We start from the raw sequence: 16,095 nt of genomic DNA on the forward strand, positions 1-16,095 counted from the left end.
TGCCGAATTCGCCCTTGGTGCGGGCTTCGGCCAGCTGCTCCAGTGCGGTGTTCGCGCCGGCCACGTAGGTGGCGTGGTGCTTGGAGTGGTGCAGCTCCATGATCCGGGCCGAGATGTGCGGCTCCAGGGCTGCGTAATCATAGTCGAGCTCGGGCAGTTCGTACTTGCTCATGTTCTTCCTCTTCTCGTCGGAATTACTGTGCGGAAAACTACTACGTGCACACTTCCAGCCGGCACGGACAACAGATGGTTGGCCCGCCAGGCTGCCAATCCTCATTCAAGCATGACCGGGGCTGGCGCTGTAGCGGATTTCGCCACTGACGTAGCGCGACATCCGCAGCCTGATGGGCGGTTTGCCGCCTGACATGACCGTGCAGCTGGGCTCTCGGTCCGGCTGGGGGTCACCTCGTGCAGTCGCAGAGCCCGGCGAAGGCCCCCAGTTCTTCAAGGCCGGCGGGCCGTGCCGGCAGGTAGTCGGTCAGGGCGCGGGAGCGAACGATGACCGCCCGCCACTGTCCGCGCGAGACAGCAACGTTATTGCGGTTCCGGTTGAGCACGAATTCCATTCCGCGCGGAGCTTCCGCTGCGGCGGACACAGCGGTGGAAACGATCACGACGGGTGCCTCCTGCCCCTGGAACTTGTCGACCGTGCCGACCCTGACGTCCGACAGCCCGGCGTCGTCGAGCACCCCGCGGATCAGCTGGACCTGGGCGTTGTAGGGAGCCACCACCAGGATGTCCGCTCCGGCCAGCGGCCGGGGCTGTGCGGCTGCATCTTCACGCCAAAGCAAGCCGACGTGCCGGCGGACCTGAGCTAGCACTTCGGCGGCTTCTTCCGGCGACGACGTGGCATTGCCGGCGTGGTCCACACATACGCACTCCACTCCGGCTGGAGCTCCCTCCAGATGGCGCAGCGCTGCGGCCGGGGCGGATTCGAGCCGTCCGTCGTAAGCCAGGACCGATACCGCCCGGCAAAGGTCCGGATGCATGCGCCAGCTGCGGGCCAGGAAATAGCCCAGCTCCGGCGGCAGGGTGGCATGCCCGGCGGAGAGCCAGCCGAGGGCGGATTCGTCCACAGGTTCCGGGTGCGTTCCCTGGGTGACCTGCGGCAGTTGCTGCGGATCGCCCAATAGCAGCAGCCGCTTGGCGGCGCGGGAAACGGCCAAGGTGTTCGCCAGCGAGAACTGGCCGGCCTCGTCAATGACCAAAAGGTCCAGCGACTTGGGCGGGACCGCCGAACCGGTCATGGTCCACGCAGTTCCGCCGATCAACGCGCCGCCCGGCGACTCGAGCAGCCGGATGACATCGTCGGTACTCCGGTTGTGCCAGGGCAGGTCCTGCCCACCGTTCGGTTTCTTGGCGACCAGTTCCGCGGGCACGCCGGCCTTTTCGATGGCGGCGCGCAGCATGTTGTCCACCACGGCATGCGACTGGCCAACCACGCCGACTTTCCAGCCCCGTGCCACCAGCCGGGCGATGGCGTGCGAACCGACATAGGTCTTGCCGGTGCCGGGCGGGCCCTGCACGGCCAGGTAGGAATCTTGCAGATCTTCGACCGCGGCGGTGATCGCGTCTACGTAGCCGTCCGGGTGGTCCTGGACTTCTGGCAGTTGGGCCAGCGTTGCCAGCCGTGGCGGACGGCGGCGCAGCAGCTCCAGTGCCGGATCGGCGGGGAATCCGGGCAGGATGTCAGCCACGGCGGCGGCAAGGTCGGCGATCGCCTGGCGGATGGAAGTGGTGCGCACCGGTCGGTCCGGCGTCAGGGCTACCGGGAACTCGATGTAAGCCTCGGCGTCGCGCGGCAACCGTTCCTTGACCAAGAGCGTGTCTTTCACGCCGTCCGCGCCCAGTGCCAGAACCTCGGTATCGAAACAGAAGGCACGGTGGTTGACGCCGTCGTTCTGTTCGGAGAGGAACGCCGGGTAAGGCAGGTCATAGAGGCGGCAGAGCGGGCTGCCTTCCTTGATGGTGGAACCGGGAGCCAGCCGGCCGGTCAAGCGGAGCACTCGGATCGGGTTGCTGCGGGAGTTCGGCTTCGCCCACTCGGAAACTACCTGGGCGGACTCGACGGTGAAGACGTCGCGGACGTCGGCCCAGTCTTCGATCGGGGCATCCAGACGGTCAAAATGCGCCCACCAAAACTGTTTCTCTTCGCGCCGGTGGTAGCCAACGGATGCCGCGACCATGGCGACTGCCTGCTCGTCCGGCGAAAGTGATTCGTTGCGGCTCGCGGCACTTTCGGTCGCTGCCGTCACGAAGTCCAGCAGCCGCCGTTCCTGCGGCAGCAACGGTCCGCCGTCGTCTTCCGGCGTGGCAGCGGACACGGTCGGCGCGGTCGCAGCTAAGCGGCCCGGGACAACGCCGCGTTCGGCGGCCAGTCGCAGCAGCCAGTTGCGCAGTTCCAGCGTGGATAGGCAGTCATACTCGTTGTAGTCCGCGATGCTCTTGAGGATGGTGTCCGCCTCGGCGTCATTGCCGGTATCCCGGGCAGTGCAGTATTGCGCGTAAGCCACCACCGAGGCGCCGGCGTCTTTAACGTCGCCGGCACGCAGGTTGTCGCCCATGTAGAGCGGTTCCAGTTTCTTGATGCTGTAGGAATTCTCCGAAATCCGCAGGCTGTGCCGGACCGTGTCGTACAGGTCCACCAGGATGCCCTCGCGCAGCAGCTCATCCACGGTTTCCTCGCCGACCAGATGCTGCAGCGATAGTCGGCGCAGCGCTGCTTTCTCGTAGTTGGCGTAGTGGTAGATGTGCAGGCCAGGGTGGCGGCGGCGTCGCTCGGACACGTAGTCCAGGAAGTCCGACAGCGCCTGCCGTTCGCCGGCCCGGCTGTGTGCCCAGAAAGGTTTGAACGGTGCCGGGCTGCCCACGGCCGGAGGGTTCTCCACTACGCCGAAGAGGTACTCCAGCCCCCAGACTCCGGCTTCGTCCTGCCAGAGCGGGTCGCCCTCGAAGTCGAAGAAGATATCACCCGGGTCCGGGACCGGCAGCCGTCCGAGGGTGTGCTGATCCAGCACCCGGTAGGCAACGGTGTGTTCGGCACCGTCTTTGCGGAAAGTGACCGCGCCGTCCGGTTCGGCGGTGCCGGCCTGCATTTGCGCCTGGTCCCGCAGCCGGGCCAGTGCGCTGTCGGGCGCTTCGCCCGCGGGCAATTCCAGAGCGGCCAGTTGGTCGATGGTCTGGATTCCCGCCGCGCGGAGTTTGCGGCGGCGGACGGTACTCATGTTTGCCACCAGCAGCAGATCGCGGTGCAGCTCAACTTGTTCGGCACAGTAGTCGCAGCGGCCGCACGCCTTGATCCGTTCGTCTCCCCAGCGCACCCTTGCCGGCTGGCCACGATGATCGGCAACCAGGTCCAGAAACCGGCCGCGGCGTTCCCGGTAGACCGGCAGCAGGTCAGTAAGGCTGTGGTCGCTGTGCCGACCGTCGCCGAGGACCAGCGTCACCGTCGGCGCGGTGCTGATGCCCGCTTGGAGGAGCTGGTCTCCGTAGGCGGCCAACTGCAGCAGCGCGGTGACCTTGGCGTGGCGGGCCAGCTTGGTGTCATAGACGGCGTAAGCCGGGGCGCCGCCGTCGTGCTGGGTCTTGACCAGGAAATCAGACCGCCCATGGAAGCCGCCGTCGAAAAAGGACGCCTGGAACACCACATCCGCGCCGGACTCCAGCGCCGCAATGGATTCGGCATGCTTGGCGCGCAGGTCATCACGCGTGTAACTGTGTGTCTCGGCAATCTCCACCACACCGGCGCCGAAAGCGTCGCGGAACTCCTGCAGCACCCGGTGCTCGTGTACGTCGCCCAGTGCCGCGGTGCGCTCGAGCATCTCGTCCCGGCCGAAGTCCGGCACCGGGGAGCGACCCAGTTTCTCGTCCAGCTTGCGCAACAGTTGGTACTCGCACTGGGCTGCGGTGACCAGATCGGTGGCCGTGTAGACCAGGTCAGGGTCAGCCCCGTCGACGTTGGAGTCGAGCAGAAACACAGTGCCTCCTTGCTCACGGACAAAGGTGCCACCCCGGCAGGCGGCGGGTCCCCCCAACGATATCCCGCCGCCGACCGGTGCCTGCCGGCACCTAAAGATGTATCAGCCGGCTCGGACAGTTTCGGAAGAAGCGCCGATCTCTGCGCGGGTCTGGTCTCCATGCGGGTCTCCACGCGCTCGCTGGCGCTCGCTTGGTCGACCACCGGGGCGTTCGCTTGGTCGACCACCTGGCGCTCGCATGGTCGACCACCGGGCGCATGGAACGTTACGTCGCCTGTTACGCGATGTGACCACCGTCTCTGACATGTGCCAGCCGGACTGGCTAAGGTAGCACTAGCTTCAAGAATTGTGGCCGCCAAGCTCCGACTTTGGCCACATACCAACCCCACGCTCGTTGGGTGGTTCGGATGACGAAGCGGCCTGCATCAGCCACTGGCTACCGGTGCGGGCAAGAGCACCCGAAAGGACTCGGCGCCCGGCGCCGGCAGCCATGGACACCCTTGAATCCCCGCAACTCCAGGTCTTAAGCCTGGCCGACTACGAGCAGGTCTCCGCAGCAAGGGAAGCCTTTGTGGACTTCCTGCTGGATGCGGCAGTGCAAACCCGCGGGCAGCAGCGCGCCGTCGCCGCGGCCCGATGACCACAACGACCCAGTCAGCACCGTCCGCCTCGGGCCCCGTGTCGGCGGCCGGTCCTGCGCCAGCGGCCACCGCCACGCCGGCACCCACCGCCACGCCGGCGGCCGCCGAGGGCTCCGGACGTCGGCGAGCTCGCGGTCTGCTGCTGGACACCGACGTGGTCGCCGAGCTCAGGCGCGAGAACCCGGACCCCGCCGTCGTGGAGTTCCTGCAACGGCGTCGCCGCTCGCGCGTCTACATTTCGGCTTTGACACTGGGGGAGCTGCACGCGCTCAGCGCCCAGGACAGCGCACTGTCCGGGCAGGCGGATTCGTGGCTGGTCGAGCTGACCGAGCGGTTCGCGGCCTACATCCTTCCGGTGGACCTGCAGGTGGCCGCGGCGTGGGCGCCGTTGGCCATCCAGGACGTTCCGGCCGTCGAGTCGCTGATCGCCGCGACAGCCGTAAAACACTGCCTCACGGTGGTTTCCGGCAACGCGGAAGGCTACCGCCGGCTCTCGGTGGAGGCCTGCGACCCGTGGCAGCGGCCCGGGGCGCGTAGCGCCGGCGACTAACAGGGCGGGTTGCCTCCGGTTCGGCTAACACCGGCGAATAACCCCGGCGAATAACCCGGGCGAACAGCCTCGGGAGGACTGACAGGAAGGCGTCCGGGCGGGCAGCCCGGGCCCGTCAGGGTGTGCAAAGGGACACAGTCACGCAGCTAATTTCCCTCCAGCGGAGCCTCCGCGGCGACAAACGGTTCCCCCTGTGGCCCCTTCGGTGATTTACTGACCGGGCGTTCGGAACGCGTGAGAAACTAAACGGGGTCCGGTGACGGGCGGCACTCTTGCCGCCCGTTTTCTGCGGACAAGCTCCATTACGGTAAGGAATACATGGCTCATGGCCACTGAGAACAATGCCCCGGGCGCGCTTGATGCCGCTGTCCGGGTGGACAACGACGGCGGCGCTCCCGCCAAGTGGAAGATTGTCGGTCCCGGCCTCGTCGTCGCGGCCACCGGCGTCGGTGCTGCGGACATGGTCGCTACCCTGGTGGCCGGTTCCCGCTACGGCTACGGCCTGTTCTGGGCGGTGATCGTCGGCGTCATCCTGAAGATCATCCTGGTTGAGGGCGCCGGGCGATTCTCGCTGGCAACCGGCAAGACGATCTTCGAGGGCTGGCGCTCGCTGGGCCGCTGGACCACCTGGTACTTCGGCCCGTACATCATGATCTGGGGCTTCGTTTACGGTGCCACCGCAATGTCATCGGCGGCGCTGCCGTTGGCCGCGGTGTTCCCGGTGCTGCCGCTGTGGGCCTGGGCCATCCTGATGGGCTTGGCCGGTTTCGTCATGGTGTGGTTCGGCAAGTACGCCATGTTCGAGAAGATCACCGCCGTGCTTGTCGGGCTGATGTTCGTCACCGTGGTCGGGCTGGCCATTATTGCCGTGCCCAACATCCCGGAAATGATCGGCGGCCTGGTGCCGATGATCCCGCAGGAAGAGGGCGCCATGTTCTACACGCTGGCGCTGGCCGGCGGCGTGGGCGGCACCATCACGCTGGCTGCCTACGGCTACTGGCTGCGTGAAAAGGGCTGGCACACCCCCAAGTGGATGCGCGTCATGCGGATCGACAACTCCGTGGCCTACATCATGACCGGCATCTTCGTGATCGCCATGCTGATCGTCGGCGCCGAGGTGGTCCGTACCGCTGGCGTCTCGCTGAGCGCCGGTGACGAGGGCCTGCTGGATCTTTACGACGTGCTGAAGCTCGAGTACGGCGACGTGGTCGGCACCGGCTTCCTCATCGGCTTCTGGGCGGCGTCGTTCTCCTCCATCATCGGCGTTTGGAACGGTGTTTCCCTGATGTTCGCCGACTTCTGGGGCAACATGCGCAAGAAGGAGTCCGGCCACCCGGACACCCGCGTGGGCGGCAAGTACTTCAAGTTCTACGTGCTCTGGCTGACCTTCCCACCGATGATCCTGTTTGCCCTGGGCAAGCCGATTGCGCTGATCCTGCTCTACGGTGCGCTCGGATCGCTGTTCATGCCGTTCCTGGCACTGACGTTGCTGGGCCTGCTCAACGGCAAGCGCATTCCGAAGGAGTGGGCCAACCGGCTCCACACGAACATCGCGCTGGGTATCTGTGCGCTGCTGTTCGTCATCCTGGGCGTGCGCCAGTTGTGGACCGCCATCGCCCCGATCTTCGGCGGCTGATCTCGGACACTGCCTGCTGCCCCGTACCGTCCGGTGCGGGGCAGCACTGTTTAAAACGACGACGACGGTGCCTGCCGCCGGTTGCTGCAGGCGGGCTCGGCCTTGTGGCCGGTTGCTTAGTGCGGGCCGGTCCGGCCGCGACCGCCGCCTTCAGTTTCATCGCCGCCGACCATCGACGCGAGGAGATCGTCGGCTTCGCCCAGTCCTCGGACAACCTGGACAAGGATGGCACGGGCTTCGGCCTCGGGCGTGCGATGGTGCGCCTCCGCAAGGATCCGGAGTCCTTCCAACGTCCTGGCATCCAGATCCGGCACGGTCAGCGATTCCATGACAGCCACCTTTCCTGGGGACGCACGGCGCCCCGGATGCCGCCCATGCTAGACCCGCGCGGGCCCGGTGTCAGCGCAAGGGATCGAACGGCCGGATCTCGTCCGGCACGCGGCCGGTGACAATCTGCTCGGCCAACAGTTTTCCGGTGGCCGGGCCCAGCACAATGCCCCACATCCCGTGGCCGCCGGCAACGAAGACGCCGGGGGAGCGGGTGGCGCCCACCAAAGGCAGTCCGTCCGGCGTGACCGGGCGCGGGCCCACCCAGATGTCCTCGAGATGCTCCAGATCCATGTTGGTGAACAGCGGGCGGACCGAGGCCAGGATGGCGTCGATCCGGCCGGTCTGCAGCGGCTCGTCCGGACCGCGGAACTCCATGGTTCCGGCGATGCGCAGCCGCCCCTGGTACGGGGTGCAGGCCACCCGGCGGGCGGGGAAGTAAATGGGGAACTCGGCGGGCTGGTCCGTTTCCACGCTGAAGGAATATCCCCGGCCGGCCTGCACCATGGTGCGCACGCCCAGTGGCTTGGCAAGCTCAGGCAGCCATGCCCCCGTGGCCAAGACAACGACGTCGGCATGGAACGGCTCTTGGGCATAGGTCTCCACCGAGATCCCGGTGTGGCCGTGGCGCAGTGAGCGGACCTCGGCGCCCGGGACGATCTTCCCGCCGCGTTCCACCACCGCTTCCGCCAGCGCCTCCACAAACGGGCCGGGCTCGAGGAACCGCTGTCCCTCCAGTTCGAACACCGTGGAAACGGCGCCGGACAGCTGCGGCACCTTCATCTGGGCGTCGTCCAAGCGGGTCAGCGGAGCGGACTGGCCGGCCTTCTCCACATTGGCCAGCTCGTGAACAAAGTGGTGGCTGTCCTTCTCGTCTTCGAAGCCCACAATGAAGGGGCCCTTCCGCGTCCAGGCTTCGACGCCGTTGTCCGTCAGCTCGTCGAAGCACTCCAGCGCCATCCGGTCGATCGGCGTCAGCGCGGCCATGGTCCGGTCCCACGCCTTCTGCGTGCCGTGCAGGGCGAAGCGGGCCAGGAACTGCCACAGCTGCGGGTCCAGCCGCGCAGGAACGTGCAGCGGCGCCGCGGGGTCAACCAGCGCCTTCGGGCCGTAGGTCCAGAGGCTCGGATCCGACAACGGCATGGCCATGCCGGGCGTTAGCCAGCCCGCGTTGCCCCAAGATGCGCCGGCCGCGACACCGGACCTGTCCAAAACGGTCACTTCCACGCCGCGTTCCTGCAGGTGCCAAGCGGTGGCCAGCCCCACCATGCCGGCCCCTACAACGACGGCGGTGCGGGGGGCGTGTGCGCGAGAGTACATCAGTGCTCCTCGGGTTGTTTCTGCTCTCGCCACCCATGGTGAACAATGTTTACCAATATCTCAAGCGGCTGGGAGAAGATTCTGCAAGACTGGGTCTAAGTGAAGGAAAGTTCAGAAAGTGGTGGCTGTCACATGGTGGAACCGAACGAAATTCGTCGCCCTGCGGGGGCTCCGGCCGGGTCGGGATTGGATCGCATCGACCGCTTGATCGTGGAACTGCTGCAGAACGACGCCCGGACGCCCAATAACGCAATCGCGGCAGCGGCCGGCATTGCGCCCTCGACATGCTTGAGCAGGATCCGTTCACTGCGCGAGCGGGGCGTGATCCGGGGTTTCCATGCCGACGTCGATCCCGCGGCGGTGGGGCGCGGCCTGCAGGCGCTGATTTCCATCCGTCTACAGGCGCATGCCCGGTCGAACCTGGCAGAGTTCAAGGACTATTTGGCCGGGCTGCCCGCCGTGGAGGGAATCTTCTTCGTCACTGGAGACCGCGACTTCCTGATCCATGTGGCCGTGGCAGACTCCAGCGCGCTACGCGACCTCGTGGCTAACAACCTCAGCCTTCGACCCGAGGTGGCCGGCACCAATACCACCGTGATCTTCGAGCACGTCCGCCCGCCGGGAAGTGCGCTCGCCACCTGACCGCTATTTGTTGACACGTCATTCTCCGCGAAGCTAACATGGTTGAAACGTCAAGCAATCTATCGAAGGCTGCCATGTCCTGGTTCAAGAATCTTTTCAGCAAGTCCAGCGCCCGCCGGTCTGCCGCCAACCCGGCAGCGCCCGTCTCGAGCGAGAACGTTACCGCCAGTGCGGCTGCCCCGGCGGCAGTGGAGACTGCTGCTCCTGCGGAATCCGCCGCACTGCCCAAGATCGCCATCATCACCGGCAGCACCCGCCCCGGCCGGGTCAACGACTCCGTGGCCGCATGGGTGGCCTCCGAACTGGCCGGGCGGACCGACGCCACGTTCGAGGTGGTCGACATTGCCGACTTCAACCTTCCGCTGCTGGATGAGGCGTACCCCGCCGCCTACCAGAACTACCAGGCCGACCACACCAAGGCCTGGTCGGCCAAGATCAGCGAGTTCGACGGCTACGTCTTCGTGGCCAACGAATACAACCACACGGTCTCGTCGGCCCTGGCCAACGCGCTGTCCTACCTGAACGCTGAATTCAACAACAAGGCCGCCGGCATCGTTTCCTACGGCTCGATGGGCGGCGTCCGCGCTGCCGAGCACCTGCGCAACCTCCTGGCCGAGCTGCAGGTGGCCGTGGTCCGCAACCAGGTGATGTTCTCGCTGTTCACCGATTTTGAGAACTTCGCCGACTTCAAGCCGACCGAGCAGAATGCCGGCACGCTTGCCCCGATGATCGACCAGCTCATTCCCTGGGCCCAAGGCTTCGCCACCATCCGCACCCCGCAGGCCGCAGCTGTCTAGGACCGCACTTCCTGCCGCACCGCCCGCCGTTCCCCATCCGGCGGGCGGTGCCATTTAACAAGCAGGACGCCGCTAGCTACGAGCCGCCGGCCGCCAGGATGCTGGCCATGGAGGCAATGAACCCCGGAAGGCATGCGATGCCCAGCCCAAGCAGGGCGATGCGTCCGGCCAGCATCACCCGCCGGTCCCGCCGTGCGCCTGGCGGCTGGGTCTGGCTGGCGGTTAGCGACGGCGCCGCTCCCATGCCGTTCTCCGCGGCGGGGCCGGGCTGTCCTGCGGTCATGACCAGCCGTTGATCCGCGGCCGCGGGTCTATCCGGCTCCCCGGACTGGAGCCGCCGCTTCACGGCGGCCGACGCCCACAGCACGCCGACGGCGGCGATGATCCCTGCCACGACAATGACGCCGGCGGGACCCAGCAGCACAAGGACCAAGGCCAAGGGAATGTACCAGCGCAAATCCTTCACCGCCCCCATCACGGGGACACGCCGCGAGAGCCAGGCTGTCGTCACGGCCAGCAGCGTGCCATGGCCAATGGCCAGCGCCGAGAACACGGCCACCGAGAGCCAACCGGGCCCGACGATTTGGAAGTCCCGATTGTCCGGTCGCAGCGGATCCAAGACGGTCGACAGCGCCAGGAGCAACAGCAGGCCGTACAGGGCTCCGCCCGCCCGGCCGGCGGGCAGCCAACGCCGCAGCAATCCGTAGACGAGGGCAGTGAGCATGCCGATGGCGATGCCCTGAACCAGCAGGAATCCGGTTCCTCCCACACTGATTTCCCCGATGACCGACCCGTTTTCCGTGAACCTGTTGTCGTCCTCGGGCGACGTCGCCGCCAGCAGCCGCATCACCAGCCGTCCGCCGGCCCCGGCCATGCACACGCCGGCCACACCTCCGCCGACCAACAGGACGTTTGCCCACCACAGCACTCGGCGCGCAACGTCCGGCAGGAGGGCGCCGCCGTCGTTAGTGGAGGAGAGAAGCTGGAAGCGCTCCCCGCCTCCGAACAGCACAGCTGCCAATCCTGCGGACAGCAGCAGGCCGCAGGCGATCATGATCATCACGCGGTTAGTATCCAGTGGACCCGAACGCCAGCGAACCCCAGTCATTGACGACTGGGGTTCGCGGGCTCACCGTCCTGTCGGGAATCCGGCGGGCACGCAGCAACCAACTAGGTTGTTGCTTCGTGCGCCTCGTCCCGGCGGCGCACCATGTAGGTGATACCCAACGCCAGCATGACCGCGCCGAGGATGAAGTTCAGCCAATTGGTGGCTGTGTTGGTGGACAGGAAATTGGCCCCATATTCGGCGGGTCCGACGATCAGGCCGTACAGCCACATCGCCAGGTACAGGATGCCTGCTCCCATCAGGAATTCGCGGGCACCACTGGCGGTGCGGCTCATGATGTAGCCCACCACGCCTACCACCAGGTAGACGATGTTGAGCAGCATGGACACTTGGAACACATTGAGCAACTTCGCTTCGGAGCCACCGGCGAAGGCCATCTCTCCGTAGTTCATGGTGATGCCCGGGATGAAGCCCAGGATACCGATCACAAAGAGAACAATTCCCGAAGCCATCGCAGCATTACGCACATTCCCGCGGGAGACGTGTGCATGATCTGCATGCGGTGATGCGGTTGTCATTTCTCCTCCCAAACAATGAGTTTTGAAACTTCGTCGAGTGACAACTCGGCCGTTGGTAGGGCGCATCTGACGTCAGAACCAGCGCTTTCAGTGTACGTCCGTTTGCCCGCTGCGGCGGGAAAAAATCACGACGACGGCGGCTGGCTTGGCGCGCCAGCACGGCGCTGCGGGGCGGGCGCGGGAGAGCGGCGGCGGTCGGCTTGGCGCGCCAGCGCGGCGCTGCGGGCGGCCCCGGCAAACCATCCGGTGGCGGCCGGCCCGCTCCGCCGAGTCCGGGCCGGTCGACCGGCTCGCGACTCTCCGTGGGCGTCAGGCCTCGAGCAGGCGTTTGAGTGTATGCAGGTCCTGGTCCACCGCCGCCGCATCGGCGTCGAAACTCGACTCATCCATGCCTTCGCGGCGATAAAGCGTGAACACCACTTCCGTGCCATCGCCGTTGCCGAGCACGCGCAGCGGGTTGTAGATCGACTCGCCGGACGCGGTGACGACGAAGTGGTCCAGCACACCGAACTCATTGCGTTCGGCAAACTTCACCCGCACCGGTCCGGTGGATGTTTCTGCGACCCATGTGTCGTCGACCATACCGATCGAGGAACTGAGGCCGGCGGCCCACTTCGGCAGGTTCTCCGGGTTGCCGGCGAAGTCGTAGACCTCCCCGACGGGGCGGTTGATGGCAATGCTGATGTGCCGCGCTGGAAAGGTCATGGCACCAGTCTTCAGGTTAGCTTCGGCGCGGACAAGCCCCGATGGCCGGTCCTCGCGGCCGCAAGGGCGGATGATGGGAGTGCGGGCCGCAACGCATGACAGACTTGATCCATGGCACCTAGGACTGGCAACGGCGACGACCTCCAGGAGAAAGCAGCCCACATCGGCATGCGCCTAGAAGACCGCTGGCAGGCGTACCGCGAACGGCGGGCACGGCGGCGCGGCTACGTGGCTACCGTCATGCCATTTACCGGCTACGGTACGGCGGGCTGGGTCCGCGTGCTCGGACGGGTGGTCATGGCCCGGCCCGGTGCCTTCGACAATGGCCGGATGCCCTCCAAGCTGGTGGCCGACGGTATCCGCGGCTGGCGGAACTTCATCAGCCCGCCGGTGGCCAGCGCGCGCGTGACCATCTCCGCCGCCGGCATTGAGCACCACGTGGTGGCCGACCGCGGCGGAGTGGTGGATGCAAGGGTCTCCGTGGATCTTGCGCCCGGCTGGCACACCGTCACGCTGCGCTGCGAGGACTCCGAACCGGTGGAAGCTGCGGTGTATGTGGTGCCGCAGGGGGAGCGGTTCGGTGTGGTCTCCGACGTCGATGACACCGTGATGGTCACCGCTCTGCCGCGTCCGCTGCTGGCGGCCTGGAACACTTTTGTGCTGGATGAGCATGCGCGCAATCCCACGCCGGGCATGGCCGTGATGCTGGAGCGGGTGGCGCGCGAACATCCGGGCAGCCCGGTGCTCTACCTATCCACCGGTGCGTGGAATGTTGCGCAGACCCTGACCAGGTTCCTGTCCCGGAACCTGTATCCGGACGGCGCCCTGCTGCTCACCGACTGGGGCCCCACCAAGGACCGCTGGTTCCGCAGCGGCCAGGCGCACAAGGCGGACCAGCTGCGGCGGCTGGCCGAAGAGTTCCCGGACATCAAGTGGCTGCTGATTGGCGACGACGGTCAGCATGATGAAGCCATTTACGCCGGGTTCGCGCTGCGCTATCCGGGGCATGTGGCCGCCATCGCCATCCGGCAGCTGTCGGTCAGTGAAGCCGTGCTGGCCGGCGGTCGTTCACAGGACCGGCCCAGCGGCCCGGCGCGCAGCATCCCCTGGATCTATGCGCCCGACGGAAAGGGACTGGCGAACCAGCTCCAGCAGCTGGGAATCCTGTAGTCCCCACGTCAGATCGAGTATTCAACAGGCGGCCTTCTCAGAGCTGAAAAGGCCGCCTGTTGAATAGTCGAATCGTGGTTGGTCAGGCCGTGGCGTCGACCGGGCCGAAGACGGCTTCGATCATGGCGCGGGCCGTGTCGTTGTCGGTCTTCTCGGCCAAGGCGAGTTCCGAGCACAGGATCCGCATGGCCTGCTCGAGCTGGTGCTTCTCGCCAGCGGAGGAACCGCGTCCGAGGGCGCGCAGCGAGAGATCGCGGACCACTTCGCTGACCTTGAAGATGTCGCCGCTGTTGATCTTTTCCTGGTTGGCCTTGAAGCGGCGGGACCAGTTCTCCTGGTCTTCGGGCACCTTCGCCTTGAGGATCGCGAAGACCTCCTTGACGCCCTTTTTGCTGATGGCCTTGCGCACTCCGACCGTTTCCGCGTTGCCCAGCGGCAGCTCGATCATCAGTCCGTCATGGTGCGCGCGGAACTGCACGAACTTGGTCTGGCAGTCCTTGAACGGACGGGTCCGGAGATCGGTCACGGTGACGGCGCCGTGCGGGGGATAGACGAGGGTGTCGCCAACTTTGATGTTCATTGATGCCCTTTCATGCCATTATGGCAGATACTGCCACATTGGCAGCGATTACTCAAATATTGGGGTATCTTGGAAGCTGCTATGCCACAGAAATCGCCGCTCGACGGCGCTTCCAGAACCGACGTGCCCGGCCCCGCCACGGCTGAGCTCCCTGCTGCTGCACCCGGATTAAGGGAGCGACGGCGGCGCCAGACCCGGACCGAAATCAGCCAGGCCGCGCTGCGCCTGTTCCAGGAATACGGCGTTGATGCCACCACCGTGGACGGCATTGCCCACGCCGCCGGAATCTCCCAGCGCACGTTCTTCCGGTACTTCACCAGCAAGGAAGAGGCCGCCCTGCCGGCACACCAGGACTTCGACGCTGCCCTCGAAGCCGGGCTCCTGACCATCGACCCGGCCGGCAATCCGCGCGAAGAGCTGGAGCGCGTCTACCAGCAGGTGATGCAGGGGTACGCGGACAACGATGCCCCGCAGGCCCGCAGCATGTTGCTGGTCAACCAGCTGATCCGGAAGGAGCCGCTGCTGAAGGCGGCCCTGCTGAAGCACAATGCCACCCGCACCACCGGGCTGGTGGATGCCCTGACGGACAGGTTCGGCCGCGACGGCGTCAGCGACCTGCAGATCAGGCTGGCCTTCGAGACCTGCGCGGCAGTGGTCCGCGTGGCCTTCGAAGTCTGGGTGACCCGGCGCGAGGCGGGCCGCGACGACAACCTGCCGGACATTTACGCTTCTGCCCGGCAACTGGCCCACTGATGAAGGCCTTGCCGATCGATGCGGCCTGTCCCTGCCAGAGCGGGAAAGCCTACGGCCAATGTTGCCGGCCGTTCCACCGCGGGGACGCCGACGCGCCGACCGCCGAAGCCCTGATGCGTTCCCGCTACACGGCGTTTGTGGCAGGCGACGTCGACTATCTGCTGCGAACCTGGCATCCGGAAACACGGCCGGCGAACCTTGAACTGGACCCCGGGCTGGCATGGACCGGACTGGAGATCCTGAGGACGGTGCGCGGCGGCGAAGCGGACCACGCGGGAACGGTGGAATTCCGCGCTAGCTACCGCGAGGACGGTCAGGACAGGGCGCAGCAGGAGAAAAGCACGTTTGTGCGCGAGGACGGCCGCTGGGTCTACCGCGACGCATTGTCACAGTCCTGACGGCGCAGTCCTGTGGTTACTGCTCTGACGTTGCAGTCCCGGCTCTCCGGCCGGTAGGCCGTTGCGGGCTGCAGTCCCTGGCGCCGCCCAGTCCTTTGTTCCCGCCGCCCGCCTGACGCAAGACTGCGCCGTCGTCGTGCATCAGTCCAAGGTCAGGAACAGGACGGCGTAGAGGCCGAGCGCGCCCAGCACCACCACGCTGCCGGCGACCCAGGCGGCTGCGGCGACATCCGCGTGGATCCTTTCGTTGGCGATGCCGGAGACCGCCCGGTGGTACCGCAGCTTCTGCGTGATGTAGATGCCCAGGGCCGTGCACAACGCAACGGCCATCAGGATTGCGGTGAACCAGCCATATTGCGGAAACCAGCGCAGGAACATGGCGGTCGCCACGATCATGGCCAGGGTGGTCCGGCTCCAGGCCAGCGAAGTGCGCTCGGGTTGCAGCCCGGCGTCGTGGTGCTCCGGCTCGGGCACGGAACGGGTGCGCCGCATCAGGTCTGCCGCAGCAGGACGAAGATCAGCAGCAGGGCCGCCACCACCCCGCCGCCAATGGCCAGGATCGGGGCAATCAGCGGAAGCGGCAGCGGAGTTTTGTGCCGCATGGACCGCTCGACGTTCAGCCAGCGGAAGAAGGAACCGCAGCCGATCGCCATCGCCAGCACCAAGAGGACGACGGCGATGGTCGTGCGGATCGCCGGAACGAAAATGTCGGTGGTGAAGGCCTCCACGGCGATGCCGCCGGCCACCAAAGCCAGCGACGTACGGATCCACGCGAGGAACGTGCGTTCGTTGGCCAGTGTGAACCGCGGATCGGGTTCGGTGCCGCCGCGCAGCAGCTTGGCGGCGAACTTGCCGCGTTCCGGACGGGGTGAAGGCGATGAAGTAGGCACGGCTTCATGGTAGTCATGTTCTGCGGCAGGGCAGCGCGCATGACAACCCGGACCCGCACCGACGC

17 protein-coding genes, 1 pseudogene and 1 riboswitch are annotated in these 16,095 nt (G+C 66.3%); of the genes and pseudogenes, 8 read left to right on the plus strand and 10 right to left on the minus strand.

Features of this window, described 5'->3' with window-relative positions; genetic code table 11:
* A pseudogene (locus E4J89_RS16230) lies at positions 1-172 on the minus strand (superoxide dismutase); the annotation flags it as partial.
* Positions 173-401: 229 nt separating this feature from the next.
* A complete protein-coding gene (locus tag E4J89_RS16235; RefSeq protein ID WP_136787262.1) occupies positions 402-3,977 on the minus strand; it encodes a bifunctional RecB family nuclease/DEAD/DEAH box helicase in 3,576 nt (1,191 codons plus the stop codon).
* A 337-nt stretch (positions 3,978-4,314) separates the two neighbouring features.
* Positions 4,315-4,438: riboswitch (SAM riboswitch) on the plus strand.
* Positions 4,439-4,467: 29 nt separating this feature from the next.
* On the opposite strand from E4J89_RS16235, the gene E4J89_RS19455 reads away from it, so the two are divergent.
* The 3 genes from E4J89_RS19455 (at position 4,468) to E4J89_RS16245 (ending at position 6,804) form a co-directional block, all read left to right on the plus strand.
* Positions 4,468-4,617 carry a hypothetical protein gene (locus E4J89_RS19455; RefSeq protein WP_169304034.1) on the plus strand — a complete coding sequence of 50 codons (150 nt, stop codon included), beginning with the start codon at positions 4,468-4,470 and terminating at the stop codon, positions 4,615-4,617.
* Entirely contained in the window at positions 4,614-5,168 is a 555-nt protein-coding gene (locus tag E4J89_RS16240; RefSeq protein WP_136787263.1) for a PIN domain-containing protein, read from the plus strand. Before E4J89_RS19455 ends, E4J89_RS16240 begins: the two co-directional genes overlap by 4 nt.
* Before the next feature lie 325 nt (positions 5,169-5,493).
* Positions 5,494-6,804, plus strand: a complete 1,311-nt coding sequence (locus tag E4J89_RS16245; protein ID WP_136787264.1) for an Nramp family divalent metal transporter — start codon at positions 5,494-5,496, stop codon at positions 6,802-6,804.
* A gap of 116 nt (positions 6,805-6,920) precedes the next feature.
* Here E4J89_RS16245 and E4J89_RS16250 read toward each other — a convergent pair whose 3' ends face one another.
* Both E4J89_RS16250 and E4J89_RS16255 read right to left on the minus strand, forming a co-directional pair.
* A complete protein-coding gene (locus tag E4J89_RS16250) occupies positions 6,921-7,133 on the minus strand; it encodes a hypothetical protein (RefSeq protein WP_136787265.1) in 213 nt (70 codons plus the stop codon).
* 70 nt (positions 7,134-7,203) lie between these two features.
* Positions 7,204-8,451: an FAD-dependent oxidoreductase gene (locus tag E4J89_RS16255; protein WP_136787266.1), complete on the minus strand. Its 1,248-nt coding sequence runs from the start codon at positions 8,449-8,451 to the stop codon at positions 7,204-7,206.
* Between the two features lie 132 nt (positions 8,452-8,583).
* Here E4J89_RS16255 and E4J89_RS16260 point away from each other — a divergent pair, with 132 nt between their 5' ends.
* Entirely contained in the window at positions 8,584-9,093 is a 510-nt protein-coding gene (locus E4J89_RS16260) for an Lrp/AsnC family transcriptional regulator (RefSeq protein ID WP_136787267.1), read from the plus strand.
* Positions 9,094-9,167: 74 nt separating this feature from the next.
* Positions 9,168-9,890: an NAD(P)H-dependent oxidoreductase gene (locus E4J89_RS16265; RefSeq protein WP_346763392.1), complete on the plus strand. Its 723-nt coding sequence runs from the start codon at positions 9,168-9,170 to the stop codon at positions 9,888-9,890.
* A gap of 76 nt (positions 9,891-9,966) precedes the next feature.
* Here E4J89_RS16265 and E4J89_RS16270 read toward each other — a convergent pair whose 3' ends face one another.
* The 3 genes from E4J89_RS16270 to E4J89_RS16280 all read right to left on the minus strand — a co-directional run bounded on the left by E4J89_RS16270 (position 9,967) and on the right by E4J89_RS16280 (position 12,239).
* Positions 9,967-10,953, minus strand: coding sequence for a hypothetical protein (locus E4J89_RS16270; protein ID WP_136787268.1), 987 nt, complete (start codon positions 10,951-10,953; stop codon positions 9,967-9,969).
* A gap of 107 nt (positions 10,954-11,060) precedes the next feature.
* Positions 11,061-11,534: a DUF4383 domain-containing protein gene (locus tag E4J89_RS16275; protein WP_136787269.1), complete on the minus strand. Its 474-nt coding sequence runs from the start codon at positions 11,532-11,534 to the stop codon at positions 11,061-11,063.
* Between the two features lie 309 nt (positions 11,535-11,843).
* The gene (locus tag E4J89_RS16280) at positions 11,844-12,239 is read right to left on the minus strand and encodes an SRPBCC family protein (protein ID WP_136787270.1); all 396 of its coding nucleotides are present in this window, start codon (positions 12,237-12,239) and stop codon (positions 11,844-11,846) included.
* 111 nt (positions 12,240-12,350) lie between these two features.
* Between E4J89_RS16280 and E4J89_RS16285 the strand changes: the two genes are divergently transcribed.
* Complete coding sequence (locus tag E4J89_RS16285) at positions 12,351-13,409, plus strand: phosphatase domain-containing protein (RefSeq protein ID WP_136787271.1); 1,059 nt, start codon at positions 12,351-12,353, stop codon at positions 13,407-13,409.
* Between the two features lie 82 nt (positions 13,410-13,491).
* Here E4J89_RS16285 and E4J89_RS16290 read toward each other — a convergent pair whose 3' ends face one another.
* Positions 13,492-13,989 carry a CarD family transcriptional regulator gene (locus E4J89_RS16290; protein ID WP_136787272.1) on the minus strand — a complete coding sequence of 166 codons (498 nt, stop codon included), beginning with the start codon at positions 13,987-13,989 and terminating at the stop codon, positions 13,492-13,494.
* Positions 13,990-14,070: 81 nt separating this feature from the next.
* Here E4J89_RS16290 and E4J89_RS16295 point away from each other — a divergent pair, with 81 nt between their 5' ends.
* Together E4J89_RS16295 and E4J89_RS16300 are read left to right on the plus strand one after the other, a co-directional pair.
* Entirely contained in the window at positions 14,071-14,742 is a 672-nt protein-coding gene (locus E4J89_RS16295; protein ID WP_169304035.1) for a TetR family transcriptional regulator, read from the plus strand.
* A complete protein-coding gene (locus E4J89_RS16300) occupies positions 14,742-15,140 on the plus strand; it encodes a YchJ family protein (protein ID WP_136787274.1) in 399 nt (132 codons plus the stop codon). Before E4J89_RS16295 ends, E4J89_RS16300 begins: the two co-directional genes overlap by 1 nt.
* 141 nt (positions 15,141-15,281) lie before the next feature.
* Here the strand turns inward: E4J89_RS16300 and E4J89_RS16305 are convergent, their stop codons facing one another.
* Together E4J89_RS16305 and E4J89_RS16310 are read right to left on the minus strand one after the other, a co-directional pair.
* Complete coding sequence (locus E4J89_RS16305) at positions 15,282-15,632, minus strand: DUF202 domain-containing protein (protein ID WP_136787275.1); 351 nt, start codon at positions 15,630-15,632, stop codon at positions 15,282-15,284.
* Entirely contained in the window at positions 15,632-16,030 is a 399-nt protein-coding gene (locus tag E4J89_RS16310; protein ID WP_136787276.1) for a DUF202 domain-containing protein, read from the minus strand. The genes E4J89_RS16305 and E4J89_RS16310 overlap by 1 nt, the downstream gene beginning before the upstream one ends.
* Positions 16,031-16,095 lie beyond the last annotated feature (65 nt).

The organism is Arthrobacter sp. CAU 1506, from assembly GCF_005047635.1.
In the GTDB taxonomy this organism is placed as follows: Bacteria; Actinomycetota; Actinomycetes; order Actinomycetales; family Micrococcaceae; genus Crystallibacter.